Below are 26,932 nucleotides of genomic sequence, written 5' to 3' on the forward strand. Positions count from 1 at the left end.
TTGAAGCTTCTCGATCGCCGATGACCGCCCTCCCAGGGTAGTCCTCCCCGGGACGGAGCCGGTATGTGCTCGGTCGCGTTGTGACCTCCGTCCGGCGGGTGCCCGTCGGGCCGGGTCAGAAAACCGGGAGGGCCCCGATCGCGGGCACCACGGCGGTGCGCACGGAGGTCTCCGCGATCACGGTGCCCTCCACCAGGCCGCACGTGGAGTCGCGCCGCAGCGTGTCCCGCTCGCCGGCGTACTGCCCGTCGACTGGGTCGACGAGGAGCTCGGTGCGGGTGGGCCCGGCGTCGTGCACCAGCGCGAGGCAGAGGTTGCCGTCCAGGTCCTTGACCTCGTCGACGAGCGAGACGGCCGGGAGCTCGAGCAGGGCGGCGTAGAGCGGTGCGCGCAGGTCGGCCGGGACCGAGCAGGTCCGCAGGGCGTCGACGGCGCTGCGGAACGGGCCGGTGTAGGTGCGCCCCTGCGGCGCGTCGGCCAGCAGCCGGGCGAGCAGCTCACCGGGCTCGCGGGGCAGCAGGGCCAGGAACTCGGGGGTGGGCGTGGCCCAGTTCCCCGCGGGCCGGTGCGGGGCCGAGTCGTGCAGTTCGGCGTAGAAGTCGCCGTACTTCGCGCGGAAGCGGCCGGTGGGCCAGGCGTCCCGCAGGTCGAACCCGGCGTCGTCCGCCGCCTCGCCGGAGCCCGCGAGCCAGGTGACGCGGCCGGTGAGCTCGCGGTCGAGCAGCCAGTCCGCGTCCTGCACCGCGGGCGTCCACTGCTGGAGCAGGTGCTCGGACAGGTGCACGTGCACCGGCTCCGCCGGGTCGGGGCCCATGAAGGTGCCCATCCACCACGCGTGCGTCGCGATGTACCGGTACTGCTCCGGTTCCATCGGCTCGTCGGACGTGCGCACGGGAAGGTCGGGCACCACGCAGCTCCCGGGGGTCGGCAGGTTCACCCGGCATTGTGGAACGGGCCCGACACGGCCCGTGACGCCACCCCCGGTTCGCGTGACCGTGCGCTGCTCAGCGCCGATGTCCGCTCCGCTCAGCCCCGGGTCACGGCAGCCACTCGCGCACCTGTCCGAGGACCTTGGGGGCGTCGTTGGTGACCGGGTTGACCTGGAGGTGGGTGACGCCGACCTCGTGCAGCGCGGCGATCCGCTCCTTGACGAACGAGGGCGGCCCGATGAGCGTCGACTTCTCGATGAACTCGTCGGGCAGCGCGGCCGCGGCCTCCTCCTTGCGCCCGTCGAGGTACAGGTCCTGCACCGTCCGTGCGGCGTCCGCCCAGCCCTGGCGCTGCATCACGGTGTTGTAGAAGTTCTTGCCGCGCGCGCCCATCCCGCCGACGTAGAGCGCGAACATCGCCCGCGCCGCCTGCCGGGCCGGCTCCCACATCTCCTCCTCGATCGCGAGGAAGCCGCCGCCCGTCATCTGCAGCGGGCCGAGCTCGGGGGCCCGCTTGGCCAGGCCGGCGGCCAGCGGCGCGCCGAAGGCCTCCTGCATCCGCTCGGGGACGACGGCGTGCGGCAGCCAGCCCTGCGCGAGCTCGGCCGTCATCTCGACGTTCTTGTCGCCGAGCGCCGCGATCCAGATCGGGATGTCCGCCCGCTGCGGATGGTTGATCAGCTTCAACGGCTTGCCGAGCCCGGTGCCGCGGCCCTCCGGGACCGGGATCGTGTAGATGCCCTCGTGCTGGATGCGCTCGCGCCGCCAGACGGCCCGGCAGATCTCGATGACCTCACGGGTGCGCCCGATCGGCTTGTCGAACGGGACGCCGTGGAAGCCCTCGATCACCTGCGGCCCGGACGTGCCGAGACCCAGGATCGCCCGGCCCCCTGACAGCGCGTCGAGGCCCGCGGCCGTCATCGCCGTGAGGGTGGGGGTCCGGCTGTAGATCGGCAGGATCCCCGACCCGATCTCGATCCGCTCGGTGCGCGCGGCGAGGTAGCCCATGAGGGACACGGCGTCGTAGCTGTAGGCCTCGGCGACCCACACGACGTCGAGCCCGGCCTTCTCGAGCTCGACGATGCGTGTGGCGCCCGCCACCGGGTCGTCGCTGTACGGCAGCTGGGTCGAGAGCTTCATGACAGTGAGACTGTCACGTTCGGACCGTGAACACCATCGGCGGGGGACGTCGAGGTGGCGGCGAGTCCGTCGGCCTAGACGGTCCGGCGCTCCCGCCCCGCCCAGAAGGGGGCCCGCAGGTCCTTCTTGAGGATCTTGCCGGTGGGGTTGCGGGGCAGTTCGGCCACCACGTCCATGCCCTTGGGGCACTTGTACGAGGCCAGGTGCGCGCGGCAGTGCGCGAGCACGGCGGCCTCGTCGAGCTCGGCGCCGTCGGCCGGCACGACGATCGCGCGGGGCACCTCGCCCCACCGCTCGTCCGGCACGCCGATCACCGCCACGTCGGCGATCCCGGGGTACTCGGCGAGCACGCGCTCGATCTCGGCCGGGTACACGTTCTCCCCGCCGCTGACGATCATGTCCTTGACCCGGTCGGTCACGTAGACGTAGCCGTCGGTGTCGAGGTGGCCGCCGTCGCCGGAGCGCAGCCAGCCGTCCGGGGTGATCGCGGCGGCGGTGGCCTCGGGCCGGCGCCAGTACCCGGCCATGAGCTGCGCGGTCCGCACCCAGATCTCGCCCGGCTCGCCGGTCGGCACCGGCTCGCCCGTCGCGGGGTCCCGGACCTCGATCTCGACGCCGTGGATCGGCGTCCCGGCCGAGACCAGCCGGTGTGCGACGGCCGGGTCCTCGTGGTCGGCGGCGGGCAGCGCGGTGACCACGCCGCACGCCTCCGTCATCCCGTAGACCTGGTGCATCCGCCCCGGGAACAGCGGCAGGCACGCCCGCATCACGGGGAGCGGCATCGGCGAGGCGCCGTAGGAGAGGACCTTGATCGCGGAGAGGTCGCGGGCCTCGACCCCGGGCACCTTCGTGACCGCCGCCAGCAGCGCGGGCACCAGGAAGGTGTGCGTGATCCGCTCGGTCTCCAGCTGCTCGACGACCGCGGCCGGGTCGGGCACGCGCAGCATCACCATCCGCGCGCCGAAGTGGACCGCGAGCAGGGCGTAGCTGGTGCCGCCGACGTGGAACAGCGGCATCGCCACCTGGACGACGGCGTCGTGGTCCACCTCGAAGCTCTCCGCCACGTTGGTCGAGTGCGCCAGCATCGCCCGGTGGGTGAGCATCACGCCCTTGGGGAAGCCGGTCGTGCCCGAGGTGTAGAGCTGGACGAAACAGGCGTCCGGATCGGCCTCGGCCGGGCCGTCGTCCGGCTCGTGCGCGGCCAGCCAGGCCTCGTACTCGTCGTCCGGCCCGCCGACCCGGACCAGCCGGCGCAGCGCCGGCGCCTTGTCCCGCAGGGCCTCGGCCGCCTGCGCGAACTCTGGCCCGACGAGCAGGAGCACCGCGCCGGAGTCGTTGAGCACGTAGACGATCTCGGGCGGGGCCAGCCGGAAGTTGACGACTGCGTTGGCCGCGCCGATCCGCGCGCAGGCCAGCGTCAGCTCCAGGCAGGAGGGGTGGTTGAGGTCGAGCACGGACACCCGGTCGCCGGGCCCGACGCCCTCGGCCCGCAGCGCCGCGGCCAGCCGGCGGACCCGCTCGTCGAGCTCGGCCCACGTGCGGCGCACGCCGGCGAACCGCAGCGCCTCGGCGGCGGGACGCTCGGCGGCCCAGCGTCCCAGCAGGCCGGACACGTCGGCGGGGCGGTCGGGGGACAGCGTCATCGGTGCTCCCTCGTCGGGCGTGAGGTGGATCACGGCGGGCGCCACTCTAGCGTCGGGGAGAACCGGAATCGAGGGACGAACCTCGCCGGCCCACCCGCGGGCCCGGGGCGCGCGGAACGGGGGCAGGATGGGGCCCGGCGAGCGTGAGGAGAGGTGTGGGACGCGAACCCGACGGCAGCGGCCGGATCGAGGTGTCCGGCCTGGCCAAGCGGTTCGGCACGGTCGAGGCCGTGCGCGGGCTGTCGTTCACGGTCGAGCCGGGTGCGGTGACCGGCTTCCTGGGGCCCAACGGCTCCGGCAAGACGACGACGCTGCGCGCGATCCTCGGCCTGGTCGCACCGACCGCGGGATCGACGCTGGTCGAGGGCGCCCCCTACCCGGAGCTGACCGCGCCCGGGCGGGTCGTCGGCGCCGTGCTGGAGGCCCAGGGCGCCCACCCCGCCCGCACCGCCCGTCGGCACCTGCAGGTCTGCGCCTCGGCGATCGGCGTGGCGGAGGAGCGGGTCGACGAGGTGCTCGCGCTCGTCGGGCTCGCCGACGCCGCCGACCGGGCCGCCGGCGGCTACTCGCTCGGCATGGCCCAGCGGCTCGCCCTCGCGGTCGCGCTGCTCGGCGACCCGCGGATCCTGGTGCTCGACGAGCCGGGCAACGGCCTCGACCCGCAGGGCATCGCCTGGCTGCGGGAGTTCCTGCGCGGCTTCGCGCGCTCCGGGCGGACCGTGCTCGTGTCCAGCCACCAGCTCGCGGAGATCGCGCAGACCGCGGACCGGCTCGTCGTGATCTCGGCGGGGGCGTGTGTCTACCAGGGGGCGGCCGACGGGCTGCACGGCCGGCCCGCCGTCCGAGTCCGCTGCTCCGACCCCGTCCGGCTCGCCGAGGCGCTCGCCGCCCGGGGCGTGCTGGAGATCGACCACGTCGCCGACGGCGGGCTCGCCGTCGCGGCCGACGCGGTGCTCGTCGGCGACACCGCGCTCGCCGCGGGGGTGGCCGTCTACGGGCTGGTCGAGGAGCGCGCGGACCTCGAGGCGATGTTCCTGCGGCTGACCGGCGGGGGTGTGGCGTGACGACCGACCTGCTCCCCACCGCGGGCGTCCTGCGGGCCGAGGCGCTCAAGGCGTTGTCCGTGCGCACCTGGTGGGCGCTCGCGATCCCGGTGGCCCTGCTCGCGGTGATGGTCAACCTGTTCGGCGGGCTGTTCAGCTCGGCCGTCGCCGGCGTCGGCGACGGTCTTCCCGGGATCCTGCTCGCCTCGCTGGCCTACGCGCTGTCGCTGACCACTGTGTTCGCGGCGCTGCACGGCGTCGTGCTGGCCACCTCGGAGTTCCGGCACCGCACCGTGAGCACCACCTACCTGCTGGCCGGGCGGGTGCCGACGTTGCTGGCCAAGTCGGCGGTGGCGGCCGGTGCCGGGGCGGCGTACGCCCTGCTCGCGATCGTGCTCGGGCTGCTCGCCGGCCTGCTGGGCCAGGGCGCCGCGCCGCTGCCGTCGGTCGGCGGGATCCTGGCGCTGAGCGGGATCGGGATCCTGGTGAGTGCGCTCTGGGCGGTGCTCGGTGTCGCGCTCGGGACGCTGGTCGTCAACCAGGCCGGGGCCGTCGTCGCGCTGCTCGTCTACGTGCTGGCGGTGGAGAACCTCGTCTCGCTGATCCTGCGCTCGGGCACGCAGGAGGGCAGCGCGCCGACGGCGGTCGCCCGGCTCACCTCGTTCCTGCCCGCCAACGCGGGGGACGTCGCGCTCTACGACCTGCCCGCCCAGGAGCTCGGCGGCCGGTTCGCGTCCTCGATCGTCGAGGGGCTGGCGGGCGTCGCCGGACCCCCGCCGGCGTGGGGCGCCCTGCTCGTGCTCGTCGTGTGGGCCGGGGCCGGGGTGGCCGTGGCGTGGGTCGTCGGCGGCCGCCGGGACGTGACCTGAGACGGCTGTGACCAGCCCGGACGTCGTCGGGCGGCGGACTGTCGGACCGGCGTCCTAACCTGGATCCGTGCCCGACCCGCTCCCCACCACCTCGCCCGCCCCGGGCACCCGGCCCGCCGGCTGGCTGCGCCGGCTCACCCGCGAGTGCCTGCGGCACCGCCGGGTCACCGTCGGCGCGCTCGTCGCGTCGGTGTTCGGGGTGAGCCTCGACGCGGCGGGCCCGCTGCTCACCCGGGTCGCGGTCGACGACGCGGTGCGGGGCGTCACGGACGTGCTGCTGCCGATCGTGCTGGCGATCCTGGGGCTGGCGCTCGTCCGGTTCACCGCGTCGTTCCTGCGCCGCTACCTCGCCGGGCGGATGGCCCTCGACGTGCAGCACGACCTGCGCCGCCAGGTGTTCGCCGCCGTCCAGCGGCTCGACGGGCGGCGGCAGGACGCGCTGCGCACCGGCCAGGTCGCCTCCCGCGCGATCACCGACCTCCAGCAGGTCCAGTCGCTGCTGTCGATGGTGCCGCTCACCGCCGGCACGGTCGCGCTCGTGATCGCCTCGGTGGCGGCCATGCTGTGGCTGTCCCCGCTGCTCACCGTGGTGTCGCTGATCATGCTGCCGCTGGCGGCGTACATCACCAGCCGCACCCGGCGCTCGCTGTTCCCGGCCACGTGGTCGGCCCAGCAGCGCGCGGCGGACGTAGCGCAGCAGGTCGAGGAGACGGTCACGGGCGTCCGCGTGGTCAAGGGCTTCGGCCAGGAGACCCGCGAGGTCGGCACCCTGGAGGGGCTGGCCCGGCGCCTGTTCGGCGAGCGGATGCGCGCCGCGCGGATGACCGCCCGGCTCAACCCGGTGCTGCTCGCGCTGCCAACGCTCGGCCAGGTCGCGGTGATCGGCATCGGCGGGCTGATGGCGGTGCGCGGGTCGATCTCGCTCGGCACCTTCCTGGCCTTCACCACCTACGTCGCGCAGCTCGTGGGGCCGGCCCGGCTGGTCGGGTCGCTGGTCGTGAGCGCGCAGCTGGCCCGCGCCGGCGTCGAGCGGGTGTACGACCTCGTCGACGCGGAGCCGGACGTGCAGGACCCGCCCGCGCCCCGCGCGTTGCCGGCCGGCCCGGTCGGCGTGGAGCTCGACGCCGTGCGCTTCGGCTACGAGCCCGGCCGGCCGGTGCTCGACGGGGTGACCCTGCGTGCGGAGCCGGGGGAGACCCTGGCCGTGGTCGGCACCGCCGGCTCCGGCAAGTCCACGGTCGCGCTGCTGCTGCCCCGCTTCTACGACCCCTGGGACGGGGCCGTGCGGATCGGCGGCGTCGACGTCCGGGAGCTGCGGCTGCGGGACCTGCGCGCCGAGCTGGGCGTGGTGTTCGAGGAGGCCTTCCTCTTCTCCGACACCATCCGCGCCAACATCGCCTACGGCCGGCCCGACGCCAGCGAGGAGGAGATCCGCGCCGCCGCGGCGGCCGCGCAGGTCGCCACGTTCGTCGAGGCGCTGCCCGAGGGCTACGACACGCAGGTCGGCGAACGCGGGCTCACGCTCTCCGGCGGGCAGCGGCAGCGGATCGCGCTGGCCCGGGCGCTGCTCACCGATCCCCGCGTCCTGGTGCTCGACGACGCGACCTCCGCCGTCGACACCGCCACCGAGTCCGCCATCCACGAGGCCCTGCGCGAGCTGACCGCCGGGCGGACCACGATCCTCGTCGCGCACCGGCGCTCCACCCTCGCCCTGGCCGACCGGATCGCGGTGCTCGACGCCGGCCGGGTCGTCGACGTCGGGACCGAGGAGGAGCTGCGGGGGCGCTGCGCGCTGTTCCGCGAGCTGCTGGCCACCGGCGCGCAGGCGCACGCCGACGAGGAGCCGGCCGAGGAGGCCGGGACCGTCGCGGAGCCCGAGGTCGCGCCCCTGCCGGCGGCCGCGCCGGCGGTGGCCGTGCCCGCCGGCGGAGTCACGCCCGAGCTGTGGCCGGAGGCCGCCGCCGGCGAGGTGGAGTCCGACCGGGCCGTGCGGGCTGCGGCGGAGCAGGGCTCGGCGCGCGCCGGCGGCCCGCAGGCCCGCACCGGACCCGGCGCGTCGGGCATGGTCGGCGGGATCGCGGCGACCCCGGAGCTCCTCGACGCCGTCGCGAGGCTGAAACCCGCCGACGAGACCCCGCGCCTCGGCGGGATCGACCCTGCGGCGCCGGACCCCGGCTTCCGCCTCGCCCGCCTGCTGAGGCCGGTGCGCTGGACGCTCGCCCTCGGCATGTCCCTCGTGGCGCTCGACGCGCTGGCGACCCTGGCCTTCCCGTCGGTCGCCCGGTTCGCGGTCGACGGCGGCATCACGGCCGGGTCGACGCGGATCCTGCTGATCGCCACCCTCATCGGGATCGGGATCGTGCTGGCCGACGCGCTGGTGGTCGCCGCGCAGACCGTGGTGACCGCGCGGGCCGGCGAGAGCCTGCTCTACCTGCTGCGCACCCGCAGCTACGCCCACCTGCAGCGGCTCGGGCTGGACTACTACGAGCGCGAGCTCTCCGGCCGGATCATGACCCGGATGACCACGGACGTCGACGCGCTGTCGACGTTCCTGCAGACCGGGCTCGCCCAGGCCGTCGTCAGCCTGCTCACCCTGGTCGGCGTCGCGGTCGCGCTGCTGGTCACCGACGCCGAGCTCGCCCTGGTGGCGCTCGCGGTGCTGCCGGTCCTGCTGGTGGCCACCGTGGTGTTCCGGCGGCTGTCGTCGCGGGCGTACGCGGAGGCGCGGGAGCGGGTCAGCGTCGTCAACGCGGACATGCAGGAGAACGTGACCGGTGTCCGCGTCGCGCAGGCGTTCGTCCGGGAGGAGCGCAGCGCCGAGGCGTTCGGCGCCCGCAGCGACGCCTACCGGCGCACGCGCATCCGGGCACAGCGCTACATCGCGACGTACTTCCCGGGCGTCGCGTTCCTGTCCGACGTGGCGCAGGCCGCGGTGCTCGGGGTCGGTGCCGCGCGGGTGGCCGCGGGCGACCTCACGCCGGGTGTGCTCACGGCGTTCCTGCTCTACCTCGGGCTGTTCTTCTCCCCGGTGCAGCAGCTGTCCCAGGTGTTCGACGGCTACCAGCAGGCCCGCATCGGCCTGCTGCGCATCGCCGACCTGCTCCGCACCCCGACGTCGGTGCCGGCAGCGCCGGACTCCGACGCCGCCGTCGTCCCGCAGCGGCTGCGGGGCGAGGTGGAGCTGCGCGGGATCACCTTCCGGTATCCGGGCGTCGAGCAGCCGGCGCTCGCCGACGTCAACCTCCGCGTGCGGCCGGGCGAGACGATCGCGCTGGTCGGGGCCACGGGCGCGGGCAAGTCCACCATGGTCAAGCTGCTCGCCCGGTTCTACGACGTCGGCGAGGGCGAGCTCCTGGTCGACGGGGTCGACGTCCGGCGCTATCCGCTCGAGGGCTACCGGCGCCGGCTGGGGTTCGTGCCGCAGGAGCCGCACCTGTTCACCGGGGACGTCGCGGCCAACATCGCCTACGGCCGCCCCGGCGCCACGCAGGCGGAGATCGAGGCCGCCGCCCGGGCCGTCGGTGCCCTGGAGATGATCCGCGCGCTGCCCGGCGGGTTCCGGACCGCGGTGGGCGAGCGCGGGCAGGGACTGTCCGCCGGGCAGCGGCAGCTGGTCGCGCTGGCCCGCGCCGAGCTCGTCGACCCGGACGTGCTGATCTTCGACGAGGCCACCGCGGCGCTCGACCCCGCCACCGAGGCGGCGGTGCTGGCCGCCGGCGACCGGCTCACGGCACGGCGCACCGCGTTCGTCGTGGCGCACCGGCTGGCCACGGCGGCGGCGTCGGACCGGATCGTCGTGCTGCACGCCGGGCGGATCGCCGAGGAGGGGCCGCACGCCGAGCTGTTGGCGGCGGACGGGCGGTACGCCGCCCTGTGGCGGGCCGGCGAGCTGGAACCCGCGGCCGACGCGGAGACGGAGGATCTCTCGGCCGCCCGCTCGGCCTGAGCCTCCGGGGTCGCCCGAGCTGAGTGCTCCCCGCCCGGACGCCGACGTGCGCACCCGGGCGTAACGGGCGGCCCCTCGCCGTCCGATTTCTCCTGTGGGTGGGCTCCGCTGCGCCGTCCGTACGTAGTTCTGCCGGATTCCTGCCCGAAATCGGGCAGGAATTTGGCGAAGTGGGGGGTGATCGGGCACAGTTCGATCCGTGCACACCGCCCCGGACCGTCCGACGCACCCCGATGCGTTCGCCGGTCCGCACCCGGACCTGGTGCGTCACCTGGTCCGCAGCACCGCGCTCGACCCGGGCGAGGCCGCCCGTGTCGTCGACGAGGTGCTCGCCTACTTCGCGGAGCCGACCGAGGACTTCGTGCGGCGGCGGCACGCGGAGCTCCGCACCCGCGGGCTCCGCAACGACCGGATCTTCACCGTGATCCGGGACGAGCTCGACGCGCGACGCGTGGTGCCCCCGCCGCTGTCCGCGCGTCAGCTCCGGCGACTGGTCTACGGCTGAGCGGGAGCTCGCGGAGCGAGCATCGGCACCGAGCGGAGCTCGCGGACGAGCATCAGCACCGACCGGCGCCGGCGACAAGCGAGGAGGAACACCGATGTGCGGCATCGTGGGATACGTGGGCGCGCAGGACGCGGCGCCGATCCTGATCGAGGGCCTCAACCGGCTCGAGTACCGCGGCTACGACTCGGCCGGGATCGCCGTGATCCAGCGCGGCCAGCTGAAGGTGCGCAAGGTCAGCGGCCGGGTCGCCGACCTGCAGGCGGACCTGCCCGCGCGGTTCAAGGGCGCGCCCGGCATCGGGCACACGCGCTGGGCCACGCACGGTGAGCCCACCGTCGACAACGCCCACCCGCACGTCGACAGCGCCGGGCGGATCGCCGTGGTGCACAACGGGATCATCGAGAACGCCGAGGAGCTGCGGGCCAAGCTGCAGGCCGACGGCGTCGAGTTCGTCTCGCAGACGGACACCGAGACCGTCGCGCACCTCGTCGCCGCCGCCTTCGCGACCGGCGGGGCGGAGGACCTCGAGCAGGCCGTCTGCATCGCGCTGCGCCAGGCCGTCGGCGCCTACGGGATCGCCGTCGTCGACACCGAGCACCCCGACCGGATCGTCGTCGCCCGCAACGGCTCGCCCGTGCTGCTCGGCATCGGCGAGAAGGAGATGTTCGTCGCGAGCGACGTCGCGGCGCTGGTCGGGCACACCCGCCAGGTCGTCTACCTCGACGACGGCGAGCTCGCCACCATCACCGCCGGGGGCTACCGGACCTTCACCCTCGACGCCCGCTCCACCGCCAAGACCCCGTCGGAGGTGGACTGGGACGTGGTCGGCGCCGAGATCGGCGACCACGCGCACTTCCTGGTCAAGGAGATCGGCGAGCAGCCGCGCTCGATCGAGCGGGCGATCCGCGGGCGCATCGACGAGCGCTTCAACACCGCGCACCTCGGCGGGCTCAACCTGACCGTGCGCGAGGCGCGCGAGTTCCGCCGCGTCAAGATCCTCGGCTGCGGGTCCGCCTGCTACGCCGGCGACCTCGGCGCCCAGCTCATCGAGGATCTCGCCCGGATGCCCGCGACGTCGGAGTCGGCGTCGGAGTTCCGGTACCGCAACCCGGTCGTCGAGCCGGACACCCTGTACGTCGCGGTCAGCCAGTCCGGCGAGACCGTCGACACCCTCGCCGCGGTGCAGGAGCTGCAGCGCAAGGGCGGCCGGGTGATCGGCATCGTCAACGTCGTGGGGTCGACGATCGCGCGCCAGGTCGACGGCGGCATCTACATCCACGCCGGCCCGGAGATGTCGGTCGCGGCGACCAAGTCCTTCACCTCGACGGTCGTGGCGTTCGCGCTGCTCGCCGTGCACCTGGGCCGCATGCGCGACCTCGCGCCGACCGAGGGCCGCCGGGTCCTCGACGGCCTCGTCGCCCTGCCCGGCCAGATCGAGGAGATCCTCGACGCGGAGAAGCGCACCGGCACGATCGAGGCGGTCGCCCGGGAGGTCGCGCAGCACCACAGCGTGCTGTTCATCGGCCGCCGCCGCGGCTGGCCGGTGGCCAAGGAGGGCGCGCAGAAGCTCAAGGAGGTCTCCTACGTGCACGCGGAGGCCTACGCCAGCGCCGAGCTCAAGCACGGCCCGCTCGCCCTGGTCAGCCCGGAGCTGCCGACCGTGGCCTGCGTGCCGGACGACGACCTGTACGAGAAGAACGTCTCCACCCTCGCCGAGATCCGCGCCCGCAAGGGCCCGGTCGTCGCGCTGGCGCACCGCGAGCTCCCGGCCGAGCTCGCCGACCGCACCATCGTGATCCCGCGCGGCGAGCCCGAGCTGGACCCGATCCTGATGTCGGTGCCGCTGCAGCTCCTGGCCTACCACGCCGCGGTGGCGCTGGAGCGCGACGTCGACCGCCCGCGCAACCTCGCGAAGTCCGTGACGGTGGAGTAGATCCTCGCCTTCACGCGCCGTGCGCCCCGCCCGTTCTCCGGGCGGGGCGCACTGCTGTGGTCCGACCTTCAGGAGGCGGTGCCGCGCTCCAGCCGGGTCAGCCGCGAGCGGATGTCCTCGAGGATCGTCCGGACGGGCGCGGACAGCCCCGACGCCGCCTGCTGGCTGCGCGTGAACGCCACGCCCGCGACCGCGGACGAGACCGCGAGTCTGAGCTTGTCCGGGTCGGCGCCGGTGGAGACCAGGGCGCGGCGGACGGCGTCGTCCTCCGGGCCGGCGGCCAGGCCGAGCAGCAGGTGCTCGCAGCCGATGTAGTTGTGCTCGAGGCGGAGCGCCTCGGTGGTGGCGCGCTCGAGCGCGGCGGCCAGGTCGGTGCCCTCGCCCAGCCCGCGGGACTCGGCGAGGACGTCCGGCGGCTCGACGTCGAGCGTCGCGAGCACCGTCAGCGCGAGGTTCCCGCCCTCCTCGACGACGGCCGCGAGGAGGTCGACCGTGCTCGGCCGGTCCGCCTCCAGCGCGGTCCGCACCGCGGTCCGCGCCCGCGCGGTGAACCTGTTCCAGCCCGGCGTTCCGCTCATGTCCGCTCCTCCGGCAGGGGGAGCGCCACCGGCCGCCGTGACCGCCTCCGCCAGGGCCTGCTGGCACACCGACGACACGGGGATCCCGGCCTCCTTCACGGCGGCGGCCAGGTCGTCGGGCAGATAGACGTTGATCTTCGGCACGAGCTGCTCCCTGAGTGGGGTTATAACCCCACTTATAACCCCTTCGCTCGACGCCGGCAAGGCTCGAGCGAGGCGGTGATCGTCGTCCATGACCGAAGTCGGCCATATCCGGCGGTCAACGGTCACAGACGGCGATCATGACAGGGAAGCTGCCGAAGACCGACGCGCGAACGAGTCCTCAGGCGGCGCGGCGGGGGCCGGCGAGCCAGGGTGTCGTCGGGCCTGCGAGGGGGGTGCTCATGGGGATGTGGGGGTGGCCGACATAGGGCTCGACCGGGCCGTCGGTGGTCCAGCCGAGGCGGTGGAAGAAGCGCTCGTTGGGCAGCTGGACGTGGGCGCGCATCCGCAGGCCGTCGCGGGCGCCGGCGGTCTCGACGGCGAAGCGGACCAGCGGGCCGCCGATCGCGGCGGAGCGGAACTCGGGCAGGACGGCGAGGCGGTCGCCGAGCCACTCGCCGGGGCGGCCGGTCGGGTAGAGGCGGACCGTGCCGGCGGGGCGGCCGAGGTGGGTGGCGAGGACGTGGACGACGTCCTCGCGGGTGTCGTGCGCGTCGAGGTCGGAGTCCTCGAACACGCCCTGCTCCTCGACGAACACCGCGTGCCGGATCGCGAGGTGCGCGGCCCGGGCTGCCGGGTCGGTGGCCGGGCGGCAGGCGACCGGGTCGACGCCGACCAGCACGTTGACCGCCCGCACGGGCCGGATCCGGGCCGGACGCACCGTGCCGGCGGGCCGCGGGTCGCCGGGCCCCGGGTCGCCGAGCCGCGCGTCGCCGGGGCGCGGGGCACCGAGCCCCGGGTTGTCGGGCCGACCGACGGCGTGGGGCGCCGGAAACCCGGCCCGTTCCGGCATCACGGCGGTCATGCGCCCGGGCGCTTCCCGATCTGCAGCAACGGCGCGCCGCCGCCGGAGGCCGACCCGCACGGCGTCGCCCCGCCCGACTGCTGGACCAGGTTGAGCGAGGAGCAGGCCTGGCACCGGGCGCACCCGGCGACGGCGGTGTCCGCGCCCAGCCCGCGCTCGGCGAGGAAGCCGGCGACCTTGCGGTAGATCGGCTCGGTGTACTCCCGGGCCGGCGCCGGCACCGCCTCCATCAGCGACCCCGCCACCGGCCGCAGCGGCACGACGAAGGGGTACACGCCGATGTCGACCGCCCGCCGGCACATCTCCACGGTCAGGTCCGGGTCCTCGCCCATGCCGAGGATCACGTAGGTCGACACCCGGCCCTCGCCGAACAGCTGCACCGCCCGCTCCCAGGTGCGGAAGTAGGTGTCGACGCCGGTGCGGAACTTGCCGGGTGCCACACGCGCCAGCACCGCGGGGTCGAAGGACTCGATGTGGATGCCGACGGAGTCGACGCCCATGTCGTGCACCTCGTGCAGCACGTCGAGCGAGCGGGGCGGCTCGAACTGCACCTCCACCGGCAGCCCCGCGGCCTCCTTGACCGCCTGCCCGCACTTCGCGACGTACAGCGCGCCGCGGTCCGGGGCGACCGACGAACCGGTGGTCAGCGTGGCGTCGACGGCCCCGTCGAGGTCGCGGGCCGCGACGGCGACCTCCGCCAGCATCTCGGGCGTCTTCTTCGCGATGGTGGCGCCGGCGGCGAGCGAGACGCCGATGCCGCAGAACCCGCACTGGTCGGAGTTGCCCCAGTAGTTGCAGGCCTGGACCACGGTCGAGGCCAGCGAGTCCAGGTGGAGCAGCGCGATCTGGTGGTACGGCACGCCGTCGGCGGTCTCGAGGTCGTAGAAGCGCGGGCGCCGTGTGCCCGAGACCGACGCGACCTTCACGTCGTCGCGGTAGATGCCCTGGCCCTCGTCCTCGGCGCGCAGGGCGTAGGGGGAGGTGGTGTTCGGCGGGACCGTGACGGGCACGCCCTCGATCCACAGCATCCCGGAGTCCGACGGGCCGGCCCCGCCGGTCCGCGAGGTCTCCAGTGTCGTCTCGATCCGCAGCCCCACGCTCTGCAGGTCCATGATCAGCGCTGCCGTGTCGGTCGTCGGCGCCTCGACGGCGTCGCGCGCCCTGCGCTCGTCGGTCACGGTCATGCGAGAGCTCCTCCACTATCGGACACGGTCGTCTCTCATCGGAGAATTCACTATGGTGGACGCGTGCGCAACATCGTCAACGCGACTGGGTCCGGGGTCACGAGGGTCGCCCTGCTGACCCACTCGACGTCGCCCCGCGGCGGGCACGTCCACACGCTCGGCCTGGGCGAGGCCCTGCACCGCGCCGGGCGCCCGGTACACCTGTTCGCGCTCGGCGACCCGGCGAAGGGGCTCTACCGGCCCGTCGACGTCCCGCACACGATCGTCCCGGGGCCGCGCCGCGAGGGGACCACGCTCACCGAGCGGACCCTCGACGGCATCGAGCGGCTCGCGACCGCGCTGGCCGCGCGGATCGGGGAGTTCGACGTCCTGCACGCGCAGGACTGCATCGCCGCGCGGGCCGCGCTCGCCGCCCGGGCTCGCACCGGCGCTGAGGTGACGGTGCTGCGCACCGCCCACCACGTCGACGACTTCACCACCCCGGTCCTCGTCGAGTGCCAGCGGCGCGCGATCACCGAGCCGGACCGGGTGCTGGTGGTGTCGGAGCAGTGGCGCGGGATCCTCGCCCGCGACTTCGGGGTCGACGCGACGATCGTGCCCAACGGCGTGGATCGGCGCCGGTTCGCCGACCCGGTGCCCGTGCGGCGGGACGGCGGCCGGTTCCTCCTGCTCGCGGTGGGCGGGATCGAGCCGCGCAAGGGCACGGTGCACGCCTTCCGCGCGCTCGCCCGGCTGCGCCGCGAGGGCCTCGATCCGATGCTCGCGATCGTCGGCGGGCACTCCTTCCAGGATTTCGCGCCCTATCGCGAGGCTGCGCTCGCGGAGCTGCCGACGCTGGGGCTGACGCCCGGCCGGGACGTCGTCGAGCTCGGCACGCTGACCGACGCCGAGCTGGCCGGCTGGTACGCCGCGGCGGCGGCCGGCGGGGCCCTCTGCTACCCCTCGACGGCCGAGGGCTTCGGGCTCGTCGCGATCGAGGCGATGGCGCTGGGGGTGCCCGTCGTCGCGAGCGACCTGCCCGTCTTCCGCGAGCACCTCACCGACGGGGTCGACGCGCTGCTGCCGGGTGTCGGCGACGACGAGGCGCTCGCCGCCGCCCTCCGCCGGGTGATCACCGAACCGGAGCTGCGGGCGTCACTCGTGCGCGGGGGCGCGGCCACCGCGGCCCGGTTCACCTGGGAGCACTCCGCCGAGGTGCACGCCGGCGTCTACGCGGAGCTCCCGAACGGCACCCTCGCTCCCACGTACTGAGCGAATGCGCCGCTCGCTACTCCGCCAGCAGCCGCGCGACCCGCGACCCGGCGACCGCGCGGCGCGGGTCGCCGGCGGGCAGCATGTCGGCGAGCAGCTCGTGGGCCTCGAGGTCGTCCCGCCCCAGCCGGTGGGTGGCGTAGCGGTGGACGAGGTCCACGTCGTCCGACTCCAGGACGGCGCGGCGCAGCCCGACCTCCATCTCGTCCCGCGCGCCACGGATCTCCGGGGCGTCGGACCGGGGGAGGAGCGGGCCCGCGCAGGCCCGCAGCGCGTCGGCGATCCGGCCCTCGCGCAGCGCGCGGCGAACGGTGCCGAAGTCCGTGTCGACCACGGCGTCGAGCCGGTACGGGCGGGTCTTCAGCACGTCCGTGCCGATCAGTGCGCGCAGCCGGTGGATCTCGCCGCGGACGGTGGTCTGGTTGCCGTCGTCGCCGTAGAGGAGGAAGGCGAGCCGCTCGGCGGTGAGCCCCTCCGGGTGCAGCGCGAGCGCGGTGAGGATCTCGGCGGGGCGCAGGGTGAGCGAGTGGCTCTCGCCGTCGAGCACCACGGTGGGGCTGCCGTCCCCCAGGAACCGCAGGGACAGCGCGTGCCGGGGCGTGTCCACCGCCGTGGTGCGGCCGCTGCGCTTCGCGGCGCGCAGCAGGAAGCCCTCGGCCAGCGGCTCGACGTGCATCTCCCGCCCGTCGGCCAGCCGGACCCGGTCGGCGCCCGCGGCGATCTGCTCGAGGTCGACCCGCTCGGGCCACTCCCCGAACGGCTCGCCGGCGATGATCCGTCCGGTCGGCGTGACGAGCGCGCCCGGTGTGCCGCGCAGGCTCTGCAGGTGCGGCTGGTTGCGGGCGCGCAGCCGCTCGTCGGCGATCGCGAGCTGCATCCGCATCTGGTTCTCGGCGAGCTGCGCGGTGGCCCCGACCAGCGCGAGCATCGCGGGGTGGATGGTGCGCCGCGGGCCGGTGATGTCGATGGCGCCGACGATCCGGCCGGTGTCCGGGTCCGTGACGGGCGCGGCCACGCACGTCCAGGCGTGCACGGCGCGCACGAGGTGTTCGGTCGAGTGGATCTGCACGGGCCGGCCGACGGCGAGGGTCGTACCCATCGCGTTGGTCCCGATGGCCTCCTCGGACCAGCAGGAGCCCTCGACCAGGCCCACCCGGTCCGCGGGGCGCAGGACGGCGTTGGCGCCCTCGCGCCACAGCACGATGCCCTGCTCGTCCGTGACCACGACGACGTGCATCGCCTCCTCGGCGATGCTCACCAGGTTGCTGCGCAGCAGCGGCATGACGTTGTGCAGCGGGTGGGCGGCCAGCCGCGCGGCGCTCTCGGACCGGTCGAACCGGAACGGGGGCAGCGCCGTGGCGGGGTCGATCGCGGCGGCGAGGCTGCGTTCCCAGGACTCGGAGACGAGCCGGCGGACCGTGGCGTCGCCCGTGTCGTCGAGGACCGCCTCGAACAGCTCGTCGATCGCGCGGGCGGCGGCCGACGCGGAGGCGGACAGGCCGGACCCGGGCTCGCGCTCGACCACCTTGTCGACTGGCATCGGCTCCCCGACTGTCCGCGTGCTTCCGGCACCCATCATCGTTCACCTCCACCCGGATCAGCAAGGCGAGGTTGCGCCTGTCCGAGCGGGCAGCGTGAGCGTGCAACGAACGGGCAACGTGATTCACCTTACCGTCGCCGCGACAACGACCCGTCGACGTTCGAAAGGCTCAGCGATGACCGCAGAACTCGCCGATATCAGGGTCCTCGACGCGCGGCCGGCGCAGCCGACGCGCATCCCCACGGTCGCCGGGGCCTCGGACACGGGCCGCGGGGACTCCCCGTTCGCCACCGTCCGTACCGGCCGGATCCTGGTCGTCGACGGCGAGGGCATCGTCCGCCTCGGCCTGCGCCAGCTGTTCGCCGCCGAGCCCGACCTGCGGATCGTGGGCGAGGCCGCCACCCCGCGCGACGCGCTCGTCGCGGCGGACCGGCTGCGTCCCGACGTCGTGCTCCTCGACGTGGACCTCGGCCGCGGCGACTCGGCCGGCATCGACGTGGCCCGCGCGCTGCTCCAGCGCCACCGCGGCACCCGGATCCTCGTACTGACGGCCTGCCGCGACCGGGAGACGATGCTCCGCACGGTCCGCCTCGGCGTGCACGGATACCTGCGCAAGGGCGCCGACACGGCCGACATCGTGGCCGCGGTCCGCACCCTGCTGCGCGGCGACGCCGTGTTCGACTCGCGGATCACCACGATGATGATGGACGCGCTGCGCGACCCCCGGGAGCCGGCCGTCCCCACCGGCCCGCGCGGCCCGCTCCTCACCGAGCGCGAGAACCAGGTGCTCAAGCTGCTGGCGACCGGCATGTCGAACCGGGAGATCGCCACCGAGCTGGTGATCAGCGAGGCGACCGTGAAGTTCCACGTCCGGAACCTGCGCGACAAGCTCGACGTCCGGCGCCGGACCGAGATCGTCTACACCGCGACCCGGCAGGGCATCGTCTAGAGCCCGCGCGGCCGGCGTGCCCGACGGGCCGCCGGCCGCGTGACGCACGTGCACGAACGGCACTCTCGCTCACATGTGATGAGCGAGAGTGCCGTTCGCGCAGATCAGCGCCCGAGGTTCTGGACGTCGGGCTCCGCGACGGCCGCCGCGGCCCGGAAGAACAGGGCGATGCCGACGGCCCCGGGGTCGGGTTCGCCCTTCGCGCGGTCGCCGACGTAGCTCGCCCGCCCCCTCCGCGCGCGGAGGTCGGCGGTGCGGTCGGCGCCCTCCTGCGCGGCCCGGGCGGCCGCGTCGAGGCCCTGCGGCGCGGCCTCGACGGCCGGGGCCAGGGCGTCGACCAGCGTGCGGTCGCCGAGCTGTGCCTCCCCGACGCGCTGGATCGCGGCGAGCCCGGCCTTCGCGCCGGCGCCGAACGCCGCGGCGGAGTCCGTGCCGGATCCCAGCGCGTGCGCGATCTCGGTGAACAGCAGCCCGAGCAGCGGGCCGCTGGTGCCGCCGACCTCGTCGAGGAACTCCTCGCCGAGCGCGCCGAAGGCCGAGGTGCCGCCCTTCTCGAACCGCAGCACCGCGCCGCGCAGCCCGCCGCGGAGGTTGTCGCCGAAGTCGCCGTCGCCGCTGCGCTGGTCGAGCTCGGTCAGCTCGGCGTGCGCGTCCTCCACGTCCTGCGCGAACCGGCGGAGTACGGCCTCCTGGTCGAACGCCATCAGGCGGCCTCCTCGATCGTGCGCGGGAAGGCGGGGGTGACGGCGGGGGCCGCCCACCAGGCCTTCCACTCCGGCTGCAGGCGGGTGAGGGTGAGCGAGAAGCCCGCCATGTCCAGCGCCGGGACGAACGTGCCGACGAGCTCGGCGGCGGGGGTGAGCCCGCGGCGTTCCAGCCCGGTCGTGACCAGGTCGGTGAGCCCGTAGAGCTCCAGCAGCGTGGTACCGCCCATCCCGTTGACGACGGCGAGGACCTCGCCGGGGCCCTCCGGCAGGCCGGCCACGAGCTCGTCGAGCATCCGGTCGACCAGCTGCTCGGTGCCGGGCCGGTCGATCGACTTCTGCGCACGCTCGCCGTGGATGCCCACGCCGTACTCCAGCTCGCCGGCGTCGAGCTCGAACGACGGCTCGCCGGTGTGCATCGAGGTCTGCGCCCGGGAGGCCACGGCGAGGCTGCGCGACGCGGCGGCGAACCGCGCACCCAGGTCGGCGAGCTCGCCGAGCCCGAGCCCGGTGTCGGCGGCCGCGCCCAGCAGCTTCTCGACGACGACGGTGGCGCCGGTCCCGCGCCGCCCGGTGGCGGTCTCGTCGGATTCCGTGGCGAGGTCGTCGTCGACGAGCACGCGCCGGACCTCGATGCCCTCCAGGCGCAGCCGCTCGGCCGCGATCCCGAAGTTGATCCGGTCGCCGGTGTAGTTCTTCACGACGTGGAGCACGCCCTCCGGGCCCGCCGCCTTCCGCGAGGCCTCGAGGACCTGCGTGTTGTGCGGCGAGGCGAAGACCTTGCCGGGGGCGACCGCGTCGAGCATCCCGCGGCCGAGGAACCCGGCGTGCAGGGGCTCGTGGCCGGAGCCGCCGCCGGAGACCAGCCCGACGCGGCGGGCGGGGTCCCGGTGCCGCGCCACGAGGTGCGCGGGCTTCTCGTGCAGTTCCACGAGGTCGGCGTGGGCCCGGGCGAACCCGCGCAGGGCGGGCGCGACCGGGTCCCCGTCGGCGGGGTGGAAGGGAAGGGACATCAGGCGTTCTCCCGGGGACGCTCGTCGGTGCTGGTGGCGGGGCTGCTCTCGATCTCCGGGGTACCCCCGGTGCGCGCCTCGCCCCACGTGAGCCGGCTCGCGGCGATCGACGAGACGACCGCGATCCCGATCGCGTAGACGACCAGCCACGTCCAGTGCCCGCCGCCCACGGCGAGCAGGGCCGTGCCGGCCAGCGGAGCGAGCCCGCCGCCCAGCGTCGCGCCGACCTGCTGGGTGACCGACAGGCCGGTGTAGCGGACGGAGACGGGGTAGAGGTTGGCGAACAGCGCGGCCTGCGCGCCGTACATCGCGCCGTGCCCCACGGCGAGGCCCAGCGTCATGCCCAGCACGGTCAGCCAGAAGTTCCCGGTCGAGACCATGAGGAAGAAGGGGATCGCCAGCACGATCTGGAACACCGCGCCGCCGATGTAGACCTTGCGGCGCCCGATCCGGTCGGAGAGCGCGCCGAACAGCGGGAGCGTCAGGCACTCGACCGCGCAGGCGATCAGCACCGCGATCAGCACGGGCTCCCGGGGCAGCCCCAGCTCGGTGGTGACGTAGGCGATCGCGACGACGTAGTAGACGTTGAACAGCCCGGACTCGGCGACCTTGGCGAGGATCGACAGCACGACCCGGTTGGTGTTCGAGCGGAACAGCTCCTTCACCGGCAGCTTGTGCGCCTCCTTCTCGGCGCGGGCCTTCACGAACTCCGGGCTCTCGCTCACGTGCGTGCGGATGTACACGCCCAGGCCGATCAGCACGATGCTGGCCAGGAACGGGATGCGCCAGGCCCAGGACTCGTAGGCGCCCTCGGGGAGGGCGGCGTCGAGGATCGTGACGATGCCGACGGGGAGCAGCACACCCGCCGGGGTGCCGATGTGCACGAGAGAGGTGAAGAAGCCCTGGCGTCGTCTCGGGCTGTACTCGAGCGCCATGAGGACGCCGCCGCCGTACTCGCCGCCCATGCCGAGGCCCTGCAGCAGCCGGATCAGCACGAGCAGGATCGGCGCCCAGATCCCGATCGTCTCGTAGGAGGGCAGCAGGCCGACGGCGAAGGTGCCGCCGCCCATCAGCACCATCGTGATGATCAGGATGGTCTTGCGGCCGAGCCGGTCGCCGTAGTGGCCGAAGACGATCCCGCCGAGCGGGCGGGCCAGGTAGCCGACGAAGAACGTGGCGAACGCGGCCAGGGTCCCGACCAGCGCGGTGCCGGCGGGGAAGAAGATCTTGTTGAAGACGAGCGCGGCGGTCGTCGCGTAGAGGGTGAAGTCGTAGTACTCGACCGTCGTGCCCAGGGCGCTCGCCCACACGACCCTCTTGACCGGCGTCCCGCCGTCCTTCTGTGCAGCAGTCGGTGCTGTCACTGGGCACTCCTTCGTACCTGCTGGTGTTCCTGCCATGTGAGCGCTAATGTATCAGACACCAGATGTAAGACAAGGCCTCGCGGAGGCCGAGAAGGAGAACCATGAAGGACCTGGCCCTGCACGGGATGATCTCCACCGTCGTCACCCCGTTCGACGAGAACGACCAGGTCGACCTCGAGCTCCTGCGCGGCGAGGTGAAGTACCTGCTCGACCAGGGCGTCACCGCGATCTGCGCCTGCGGCAGCACCGGCGAGGGGCAGACCCTGTCGCTGGAGGAGAGCAGGGCGATCTGCGAGGTCGTCGTCGACGAGGTGGCGGGGCGCGTGCCGGTCATCGGCGGCGTCATCCAGAACTCGACGGCCCAGGCGATCCGCTACTCGCTCGCGCTGAAGGAGGCCGGGGTCGACGCCCTCCAGGTCACCCCGGTGCACTACGTCTTCTCCCCCTCGGAGGAGGAGACGATCGAGCACTACCGGCTCGTCGGCGAGGCCACCGACCTGCCGATCGTGCTCTACAACGTCGTCCCGTGGGCGCTGGTCCCGGTCGGCACCATCGAGAAGATGTCCGTGGTCCCGCAGGTCGTGGCGGTCAAGCAGTCCGGCGGCGACATGCACCGGCTCGCCGACCTGCTGCACCGGGTCCGCGACCGCTACACGATCCTCGCCGCGCTCGACGACCTGCACTACCCGGCGTTCGTGATGGGCGCGCACGGCGCGCTGGCGGCCATCCCGACCGTCACCCCGAAGCTGTCGGTGGAGCTGTGGGACGCGGTCCAGGCGGGCGACCACAAGACCGCGCTGGAGCTGCACGAGCGCATCCTCACGGTGTGGCGTGCCATCGACGAGCCCAACCTCCCGGCCACGCTCAAGGCGGCGTTGCAGCTGCAGGGCCGCGAGGGCGGGCTGCCGCGCAAGCCCTTCGCGCCGGCCTCGGCCGAGGAGCGAGAGCGCATCGCCGCCGCCCTGCGGACCGCTAATCTGATCGACTAGACGTCACACATCTGTGGGGGAGCCGTGACCGTACCGACGCCGGGGAAGTCCTCGCTGGTGGTGGAGTCGATCGCCGACCAGCTCTACCGGATCCTGTGCGAACGCATCGTCACCGGGGTGTTCGAGCCCGGCTCCCGGCTGGACCCGCAGGCCGTCGCGGACGAGTTCGGCGTGTCCCGCACCCCGGTGCGGGACGCGCTGGCCCGCCTCGAGCACGACCAGCTGATCGAGACCCGGCCGCGCTCGGGCACCTTCGTCGCCCGGCCCGGGGTGCGGGACGTGCGCGAGGTCTGCCAGCTCCGCAAGGGCATCGAGTGGGTCGCGACCGGGCTCGCGACCTCGCTGATGTCCGCGGAGCTGATCGCCGACCTGCGCGCCGAGGCCGTGGAGGCGGAGGCCGCGGTGGACAAGGGCGACTTCGACCCCTTCTTCGCCAGCGACTTCCGCATCCACCGGGAGATCGTCGCCGCCACCGGCAACGAACGGCTGGTCCGGGCCCGCGGGTCCGTCGAGCCGTTCGTCGCCTGGCTGCGGATCCTCGGCGCGACCGGCCCGCACCGCGCGAAGGGCTCGACGCGACGGCACCTGCAGATCCTCGACGCGATGGCGGCGCGGGACGTTGCCGCCGCCCAGGACGCCGCGGCCGTCCACCTCGACGAGGTCGAGGAGTGGACGGTCGCCGACATGGACTCGAACGCGATCTCGACCTGAGCGCGGGGTCGCGGGAAGGACACTCGTGACAACACCGCTGGAGCAGGCGCTGGCCGGGGCGGCCGGCGCCGCCCGCAGCACCGCCCGTACCACCCCCGCCGAGCGTGCCGGGTGGCTGCGTGCCGCGGCCGCGGCGCTCGACGCCGCCGCGGCCGAGCTCGTCCCGCTGGCCATGTCCGAGAGCCGGCTGCCGGAGGCGCGGCTCACCGGGGAGCTGGCCCGCACCACCTTCCAGGCCCGGCTGTTCGCCGACCGGCTCGAGCAGGGCCTGCTGCACGACGTCCGGGTCGACCACGCCGACCCGGACTGGCCGATGGGCCCGCGCCCGGACATCCGGCGCACCCAGGTGCCGATCGGGCCGGTGCTGGTCTTCGCGGCCGGCAACTTCCCCTTCGCCTTCTCGGTCTTCGGCGGGGACACGGTCTCCGCGCTGGCCGCCGGCTGCCCGGTCGTCGTCAAGGCGCACCCGGGGCACCCCGAGCTGTCCCGCCGGACCGCCGCGGTCGTCGCACCGCACCTTCCCGGGGGTGTGTTCGCGCTGATCGAGGGGGAGGACGCGGGCTCGGCGGCGGTGCAGGACCCGAGGATCAGGGCCGTGGGGTTCACCGGGTCGACGCGCGGCGGGCGCGCGCTGTTCGACCTCGCCGCCGCCCGTCCGGACCCGATCCCGTTCTACGGGGAGCTGGGGTCGACCAACCCCGTCGTCGTGACACCGGCGGGCTGGACCGCGCGGGCCGAGGAGATCGCGGCCGGGTTCGCCGGATCGGTCACGCTCGGGTCCGGCCAGTTCTGCACCAAGCCCGGGATCGTGCTGGTGCCCGACGCCGAGGCCTTCCTCGCCGCGGTCCCGGAGCTCTCCGCGGGCCCGATGCTGAACGAGCGCATCGAGTCCGGCTTCTGCGCGGCGGCGGGCGAGATGGCCGAGGCCGTGACCGTGGTGCGCGGCGAGGTCGGCGGCGGGCCGGTGCTGTTCCGCAGCACCGCCGCCGAGGTGCTCAAGCGGCCGGACCTGCTGGAGCTGGAGGTCTTCGGGCCGGCCGCGCTGATCCTCGAGTACGCGGACGTGCCGGAGGCGCTGCAGGTCCTCGACGCCGTCGGCGGCCAGCTCACCGGCACCGTGCAGGGCGCCGCGGCGGACGGCGGGGCCGATCCCGACGCCCCGGAGCTGGTCGCGCGGCTCGCGGAGCACGCCGGGCGCGTGCTCTGGAACCAGTGGCCCACCGGGGTCACGGTCAGCGACGCGCAGCAGCACGGCGGCCCGTACCCGGCCACCACCGCGCCGTTGACCACCTCGGTCGGCACCGCGGCGGCCGCGCGTTTCCTCCGGCCGGTGGCGTTCCAGAACGTCCCGGAGGCCGCTCTGCCCGCCGAGCTGCGCGAGAACGCCCCCGGCCCCCGCCGCGTCGACGGGATCACTCAGCCCTGACGCCGCATTATGGAACCATAACGCTCATATCCGGGCCCTGAATTCGCATTATGGTTCCATAATGCGTACAGGAGGGCGGAAATCGAGCGTTATGGTTCCCTACCGCGTCAGGTGAGGGCGTCGACCGCCGCCTGCGCCACCTGGGTGTCCTGGTCCACCGAACCCGCGCTCACCCCCACCGCGCCGACCAGCTCGCCGCCGCGGTGCACGGGGATGCCGCCGCCGAAGGCGACCATGCCGCCGGAGAGCTGCTCGAGGCCGTACAGCTCCTGGCCGGGCTGGACGAGCGGGAGGAGGTCGCCGGTCGGCAGGTTCATGAGGATCGACGTGCGCGCCTTGCGCTGCGAGATGTCGATGCTCGCCCGGATCGCGCCGTCCTGGCGGGCGAACGCCAGCAGGTGCCCGCCGGCGTCGACGACGGCGATGTTCATCGGCTGGCCGATCTCGTCGGCCTTCGCCAGGCCGGCCTCGATCGCCTTCTGTGCCTCGGCATAGGTCAGGCCACTCATCGTCGAGTCCTCTCTCGCGCTCCGCAGTGCCGCGGCCCCTCCGGTCCGGCGGGCCGTCTCCACCCAACCGGACGGGCGCGCCCGCCGACAGCTCCGCCTTGGGTCAGGTTCCTCCTCGCCCCGTGGTGAGGTCCCACCCCCGCGGAGGGTGAGACTTCGCGGGCCGTTGTCGCCCAACCTCTTCCGTCACACAGGTAGCACTGTGGAGCGTAGCGCCGGGCCGCGCAGGGCGGCCGGGACAGGGAGGTCCGGCATGACGGCAGGATCGATCGTGTTGTGGGAGGGACTGGGCACCGCGGTGCTCATCCTCCTGGGTGTCGGCGTCGTGGCGAACGTGGTGCTGCGCCCGACGCTCGGGACCGGCGGCGGCTGGCTGATGATCACCTTCGGCTGGGGTTTCGCGGTGTTCGCGGGGGCGAGCATCGCCGAGCCCTCCGGGGCGCACCTCAACCCCGCGGTGACCATCGGCCTCGCGGTGGCGGGCGCGACGCAGTGGTCGATGGTGCCCTTCTACCTGATCGGGCAGCTCGTGGGCGCGTTCGTCGGCGCCACCGTCGGCTGGCTCGCCTACAAGGCGAACTTCGACAAGAACGTCGAGGAGGACCCCGAGGGCAACCGCGACACCCGGGGCATCTTCTGCACCGGCCCCGTCGTCGCGCGGTCCGGCTGGAACGTGATCACCGAGGTCGTCGCGACCTTCGTGCTGGTGTTCTGGATCCTCAGCAACCCGGCCGCCCAGGCGCCCGACGGCGCGGGGGTGCCCCAGTTCGGCAACGGGGCGCTGGGCTACGCGGCGGTCGCGTTCGTCGTCATCGGCATCGGCTGTTCGCTCGGCGGGCCAACGGGCTATGCGATCAACCCGGCCCGCGACCTGGGCCCCCGGCTGGCCTACGCCGTACTTCCGATCAGGGGCAAGGGCAGCCCGGAGTGGGGGTACGCCTGGGTGCCGATCGTCGGACCGATCATCGGCGCGGTGCTCGCGGGCCTGCTCAGCGCGGGTGTGTCGTGACCTCACCGGCAGGAGAGGCGCCGTTCGGGTTGCCCCTCCCCGGAGGGGTTCCCGCTACCTGCGCAACTGCGCAACGGTTGGTGGGTGGCACGGGCGCCGCGGTCGACCGACCGAGCCCCGGCGCCCGCGTCCCGGCGAACGACGAGAGGTGATGCGCGTGTCCGCTCCAGCTTCCGGGTCCGGCCCCGACCTCGGGCCCGCCGACTACCCGCTCTCGGTCAACCGTCAGGACCTCCTGCGCACGCCGACGGGCAAGCCGATCACGGCGCTGACGATGAACGCCGTCGTCGCCGGGGAGATCTCCGCCGAGGACCTGCGGATCGCCCCGGACACGCTCCAGCTGCAGGCCACCCTGGCCGAGTCGGTGCACCGCCGGCAGCTCGCCGCGAACTTCCGGCGCGCGGCCGAGCTCACCGCGGTGCCCGACGCCGAGGTCCTGGCGATGTACAACGCGCTCCGCCCGCGCGCCTCGAGCAAGGCGCAGCTGCTGGAGATCGCCGAGAACCTGGAGGGCAAGTACCAGGCCACCGTGTGCGGTGCCCTGGTCCGTGAGGCGGCCGAGGTCTACGAGCGCCGCGACCTGCTGGCCCGCGACGAGGAGTTTCAATGACCGTGTCAAGCCGCGTTGGCTGCGGGGGCCGGTGCCTCGGTGGTGAAGCGGCGGTTGTCACGGAGCAGCGCCCAGACGAGG

Annotated in this window: 23 protein-coding genes; 12 read left to right on the forward strand and 11 right to left on the reverse strand. The window is 74.2% G+C overall.

Annotated features, from left to right (window positions below; all coding sequences use genetic code 11):
* Positions 1 to 115: 115 nt before the first annotated feature.
* From PKE99_RS33880 to PKE99_RS33890, 3 genes are all read right to left on the reverse strand, one after another.
* Positions 116 to 907 carry a hypothetical protein gene (locus tag PKE99_RS33880; protein WP_037053229.1) on the reverse strand — a complete coding sequence of 264 codons (792 nt, stop codon included), beginning with the start codon at positions 905 to 907 and terminating at the stop codon, positions 116 to 118.
* Between the two features lie 130 nt (positions 908 to 1,037).
* Positions 1,038 to 2,069 (reverse strand): LLM class F420-dependent oxidoreductase, encoded by a 1,032-nt coding sequence (locus tag PKE99_RS33885; protein WP_037053188.1) that lies wholly within the window; start codon positions 2,067 to 2,069, stop codon positions 1,038 to 1,040.
* Between the two features lie 74 nt (positions 2,070 to 2,143).
* Positions 2,144 to 3,712: a long-chain-fatty-acid--CoA ligase gene (locus PKE99_RS33890; RefSeq protein WP_051738263.1), complete on the reverse strand. Its 1,569-nt coding sequence runs from the start codon at positions 3,710 to 3,712 to the stop codon at positions 2,144 to 2,146.
* A 155-nt stretch (positions 3,713 to 3,867) separates the two neighbouring features.
* On the opposite strand from PKE99_RS33890, the gene PKE99_RS33895 reads away from it, so the two are divergent.
* The 5 genes from PKE99_RS33895 (at position 3,868) to glmS (ending at position 12,008) form a co-directional block, all read left to right on the forward strand.
* Positions 3,868 to 4,776, forward strand: a complete 909-nt coding sequence (locus PKE99_RS33895) for an ATP-binding cassette domain-containing protein (protein ID WP_037053191.1) — start codon at positions 3,868 to 3,870, stop codon at positions 4,774 to 4,776.
* On the forward strand, positions 4,773 to 5,624 hold the full coding sequence (locus PKE99_RS33900; RefSeq protein WP_037053194.1) for a hypothetical protein: 852 nt from the start codon (positions 4,773 to 4,775) through the stop codon (positions 5,622 to 5,624). The genes PKE99_RS33895 and PKE99_RS33900 overlap by 4 nt, the downstream gene beginning before the upstream one ends.
* Before the next feature lie 67 nt (positions 5,625 to 5,691).
* Positions 5,692 to 9,570: an ABC transporter ATP-binding protein gene (locus tag PKE99_RS33905; RefSeq protein WP_051738255.1), complete on the forward strand. Its 3,879-nt coding sequence runs from the start codon at positions 5,692 to 5,694 to the stop codon at positions 9,568 to 9,570.
* 199 nt (positions 9,571 to 9,769) lie between these two features.
* Positions 9,770 to 10,075, forward strand: a complete 306-nt coding sequence (locus PKE99_RS33910) for a hypothetical protein (protein ID WP_051738256.1) — start codon at positions 9,770 to 9,772, stop codon at positions 10,073 to 10,075.
* A 94-nt stretch (positions 10,076 to 10,169) separates the two neighbouring features.
* Positions 10,170 to 12,008: a glutamine--fructose-6-phosphate transaminase (isomerizing) gene (gene glmS / locus PKE99_RS33915; RefSeq protein ID WP_037053196.1), complete on the forward strand. Its 1,839-nt coding sequence runs from the start codon at positions 10,170 to 10,172 to the stop codon at positions 12,006 to 12,008.
* 68 nt (positions 12,009 to 12,076) lie between these two features.
* Here the strand turns inward: glmS and PKE99_RS33920 are convergent, their stop codons facing one another.
* The 3 genes from PKE99_RS33920 to PKE99_RS33930 all read right to left on the reverse strand — a co-directional run bounded on the left by PKE99_RS33920 (position 12,077) and on the right by PKE99_RS33930 (position 14,776).
* Entirely contained in the window at positions 12,077 to 12,730 is a 654-nt protein-coding gene (locus PKE99_RS33920; RefSeq protein ID WP_037053198.1) for a Clp protease N-terminal domain-containing protein, read from the reverse strand.
* Between the two features lie 178 nt (positions 12,731 to 12,908).
* A complete protein-coding gene (locus PKE99_RS33925; protein ID WP_051738257.1) occupies positions 12,909 to 13,592 on the reverse strand; it encodes an MSMEG_0567/Sll0786 family nitrogen starvation N-acetyltransferase in 684 nt (227 codons plus the stop codon).
* On the reverse strand, positions 13,589 to 14,776 hold the full coding sequence (locus PKE99_RS33930) for an MSMEG_0568 family radical SAM protein (protein WP_051738258.1): 1,188 nt from the start codon (positions 14,774 to 14,776) through the stop codon (positions 13,589 to 13,591). Before PKE99_RS33930 ends, PKE99_RS33925 begins: the two co-directional genes overlap by 4 nt.
* Before the next feature lie 63 nt (positions 14,777 to 14,839).
* Between PKE99_RS33930 and PKE99_RS33935 the strand changes: the two genes are divergently transcribed.
* Complete coding sequence (locus tag PKE99_RS33935) at positions 14,840 to 16,027, forward strand: MSMEG_0565 family glycosyltransferase (RefSeq protein ID WP_051738259.1); 1,188 nt, start codon at positions 14,840 to 14,842, stop codon at positions 16,025 to 16,027.
* 16 nt (positions 16,028 to 16,043) lie between these two features.
* Here PKE99_RS33935 and PKE99_RS33940 read toward each other — a convergent pair whose 3' ends face one another.
* On the reverse strand, positions 16,044 to 17,567 hold the full coding sequence (locus PKE99_RS33940; RefSeq protein ID WP_037053205.1) for a helix-turn-helix domain-containing protein: 1,524 nt from the start codon (positions 17,565 to 17,567) through the stop codon (positions 16,044 to 16,046).
* Positions 17,568 to 17,742: 175 nt separating this feature from the next.
* Between PKE99_RS33940 and PKE99_RS33945 the strand changes: the two genes are divergently transcribed.
* Positions 17,743 to 18,516 carry a LuxR C-terminal-related transcriptional regulator gene (locus PKE99_RS33945; RefSeq protein ID WP_081924706.1) on the forward strand — a complete coding sequence of 258 codons (774 nt, stop codon included), beginning with the start codon at positions 17,743 to 17,745 and terminating at the stop codon, positions 18,514 to 18,516.
* Positions 18,517 to 18,620: 104 nt separating this feature from the next.
* On the opposite strand, the gene PKE99_RS33950 is transcribed toward PKE99_RS33945, so the two are convergent.
* Genes PKE99_RS33950 through PKE99_RS33960 form a run of 3 tightly spaced genes read right to left on the reverse strand, consistent with a single transcriptional unit; the run spans position 18,621 to position 21,597 of the window.
* Complete coding sequence (locus tag PKE99_RS33950) at positions 18,621 to 19,220, reverse strand: DAK2 domain-containing protein (RefSeq protein ID WP_037053208.1); 600 nt, start codon at positions 19,218 to 19,220, stop codon at positions 18,621 to 18,623.
* Positions 19,220 to 20,233 (reverse strand): dihydroxyacetone kinase subunit DhaK, encoded by a 1,014-nt coding sequence (locus tag PKE99_RS33955; protein ID WP_037053211.1) that lies wholly within the window; start codon positions 20,231 to 20,233, stop codon positions 19,220 to 19,222. The genes PKE99_RS33950 and PKE99_RS33955 overlap by 1 nt, the downstream gene beginning before the upstream one ends.
* Complete coding sequence (locus PKE99_RS33960; RefSeq protein ID WP_063739890.1) at positions 20,233 to 21,597, reverse strand: MFS transporter; 1,365 nt, start codon at positions 21,595 to 21,597, stop codon at positions 20,233 to 20,235. The genes PKE99_RS33955 and PKE99_RS33960 overlap by 1 nt, the downstream gene beginning before the upstream one ends.
* A gap of 101 nt (positions 21,598 to 21,698) precedes the next feature.
* Here PKE99_RS33960 and PKE99_RS33965 point away from each other — a divergent pair, with 101 nt between their 5' ends.
* The 3 genes from PKE99_RS33965 to PKE99_RS33975 are packed head-to-tail and all read left to right on the forward strand — an operon-like array spanning position 21,699 to position 24,723.
* On the forward strand, positions 21,699 to 22,586 hold the full coding sequence (locus PKE99_RS33965) for a dihydrodipicolinate synthase family protein (RefSeq protein WP_037053214.1): 888 nt from the start codon (positions 21,699 to 21,701) through the stop codon (positions 22,584 to 22,586).
* A 24-nt stretch (positions 22,587 to 22,610) separates the two neighbouring features.
* Entirely contained in the window at positions 22,611 to 23,297 is a 687-nt protein-coding gene (locus PKE99_RS33970; protein WP_197040877.1) for a GntR family transcriptional regulator, read from the forward strand.
* A 25-nt stretch (positions 23,298 to 23,322) separates the two neighbouring features.
* A complete protein-coding gene (locus tag PKE99_RS33975) occupies positions 23,323 to 24,723 on the forward strand; it encodes an aldehyde dehydrogenase (NADP(+)) (RefSeq protein WP_037053216.1) in 1,401 nt (466 codons plus the stop codon).
* Between the two features lie 107 nt (positions 24,724 to 24,830).
* On the opposite strand, the gene PKE99_RS33980 is transcribed toward PKE99_RS33975, so the two are convergent.
* On the reverse strand, positions 24,831 to 25,232 hold the full coding sequence (locus tag PKE99_RS33980; RefSeq protein WP_037053219.1) for a GlcG/HbpS family heme-binding protein: 402 nt from the start codon (positions 25,230 to 25,232) through the stop codon (positions 24,831 to 24,833).
* A 253-nt stretch (positions 25,233 to 25,485) separates the two neighbouring features.
* Here PKE99_RS33980 and PKE99_RS33985 point away from each other — a divergent pair, with 253 nt between their 5' ends.
* Positions 25,486 to 26,241 carry an MIP/aquaporin family protein gene (locus PKE99_RS33985; RefSeq protein ID WP_037053221.1) on the forward strand — a complete coding sequence of 252 codons (756 nt, stop codon included), beginning with the start codon at positions 25,486 to 25,488 and terminating at the stop codon, positions 26,239 to 26,241.
* 157 nt (positions 26,242 to 26,398) lie between these two features.
* Positions 26,399 to 26,851, forward strand: coding sequence for a diol dehydratase small subunit (locus tag PKE99_RS33990; protein ID WP_037053258.1), 453 nt, complete (start codon positions 26,399 to 26,401; stop codon positions 26,849 to 26,851).
* The last annotated feature ends 81 nt before the right edge of the window (positions 26,852 to 26,932 follow it).

This window comes from Pseudonocardia halophobica (assembly GCF_027922425.1).
Taxonomy (GTDB): Bacteria; Actinomycetota; Actinomycetes; order Mycobacteriales; family Pseudonocardiaceae; genus Pseudonocardia; species Pseudonocardia halophobica.

What these genes read in the sequence shown, in the direction of transcription:
- PKE99_RS33885 (WP_037053188.1), bottom strand. Translation starts at nt 2,069, where the DNA reads ATGAAGCTCTCGACCCAGCTGCCGTACAGCGACGACCCGGTGGCGGGC.
- PKE99_RS33890 (WP_051738263.1), bottom strand. Translation starts at nt 3,712, where the DNA reads ATGACGCTGTCCCCCGACCGCCCCGCCGACGTGTCCGGCCTGCTGGGA.
- glmS (WP_037053196.1), top strand. Translation starts at nt 10,170, where the DNA reads ATGTGCGGCATCGTGGGATACGTGGGCGCGCAGGACGCGGCGCCGATC.
- PKE99_RS33925 (WP_051738257.1), bottom strand. Translation starts at nt 13,592, where the DNA reads ATGACCGCCGTGATGCCGGAACGGGCCGGGTTTCCGGCGCCCCACGCC.
- PKE99_RS33930 (WP_051738258.1), bottom strand. Translation starts at nt 14,776, where the DNA reads ATGACCGTGACCGACGAGCGCAGGGCGCGCGACGCCGTCGAGGCGCCG.
- PKE99_RS33940 (WP_037053205.1), bottom strand. Translation starts at nt 17,567, where the DNA reads ATGCCAGTCGACAAGGTGGTCGAGCGCGAGCCCGGGTCCGGCCTGTCC.
- PKE99_RS33945 (WP_081924706.1), top strand. Translation starts at nt 17,743, where the DNA reads ATGACCGCAGAACTCGCCGATATCAGGGTCCTCGACGCGCGGCCGGCG.
- PKE99_RS33950 (WP_037053208.1), bottom strand. Translation starts at nt 19,220, where the DNA reads ATGGCGTTCGACCAGGAGGCCGTACTCCGCCGGTTCGCGCAGGACGTG.
- PKE99_RS33955 (WP_037053211.1), bottom strand. Translation starts at nt 20,233, where the DNA reads ATGTCCCTTCCCTTCCACCCCGCCGACGGGGACCCGGTCGCGCCCGCC.
- PKE99_RS33965 (WP_037053214.1), top strand. Translation starts at nt 21,699, where the DNA reads ATGAAGGACCTGGCCCTGCACGGGATGATCTCCACCGTCGTCACCCCG.
- PKE99_RS33980 (WP_037053219.1), bottom strand. Translation starts at nt 25,232, where the DNA reads ATGAGTGGCCTGACCTATGCCGAGGCACAGAAGGCGATCGAGGCCGGC.
- PKE99_RS33985 (WP_037053221.1), top strand. Translation starts at nt 25,486, where the DNA reads ATGACGGCAGGATCGATCGTGTTGTGGGAGGGACTGGGCACCGCGGTG.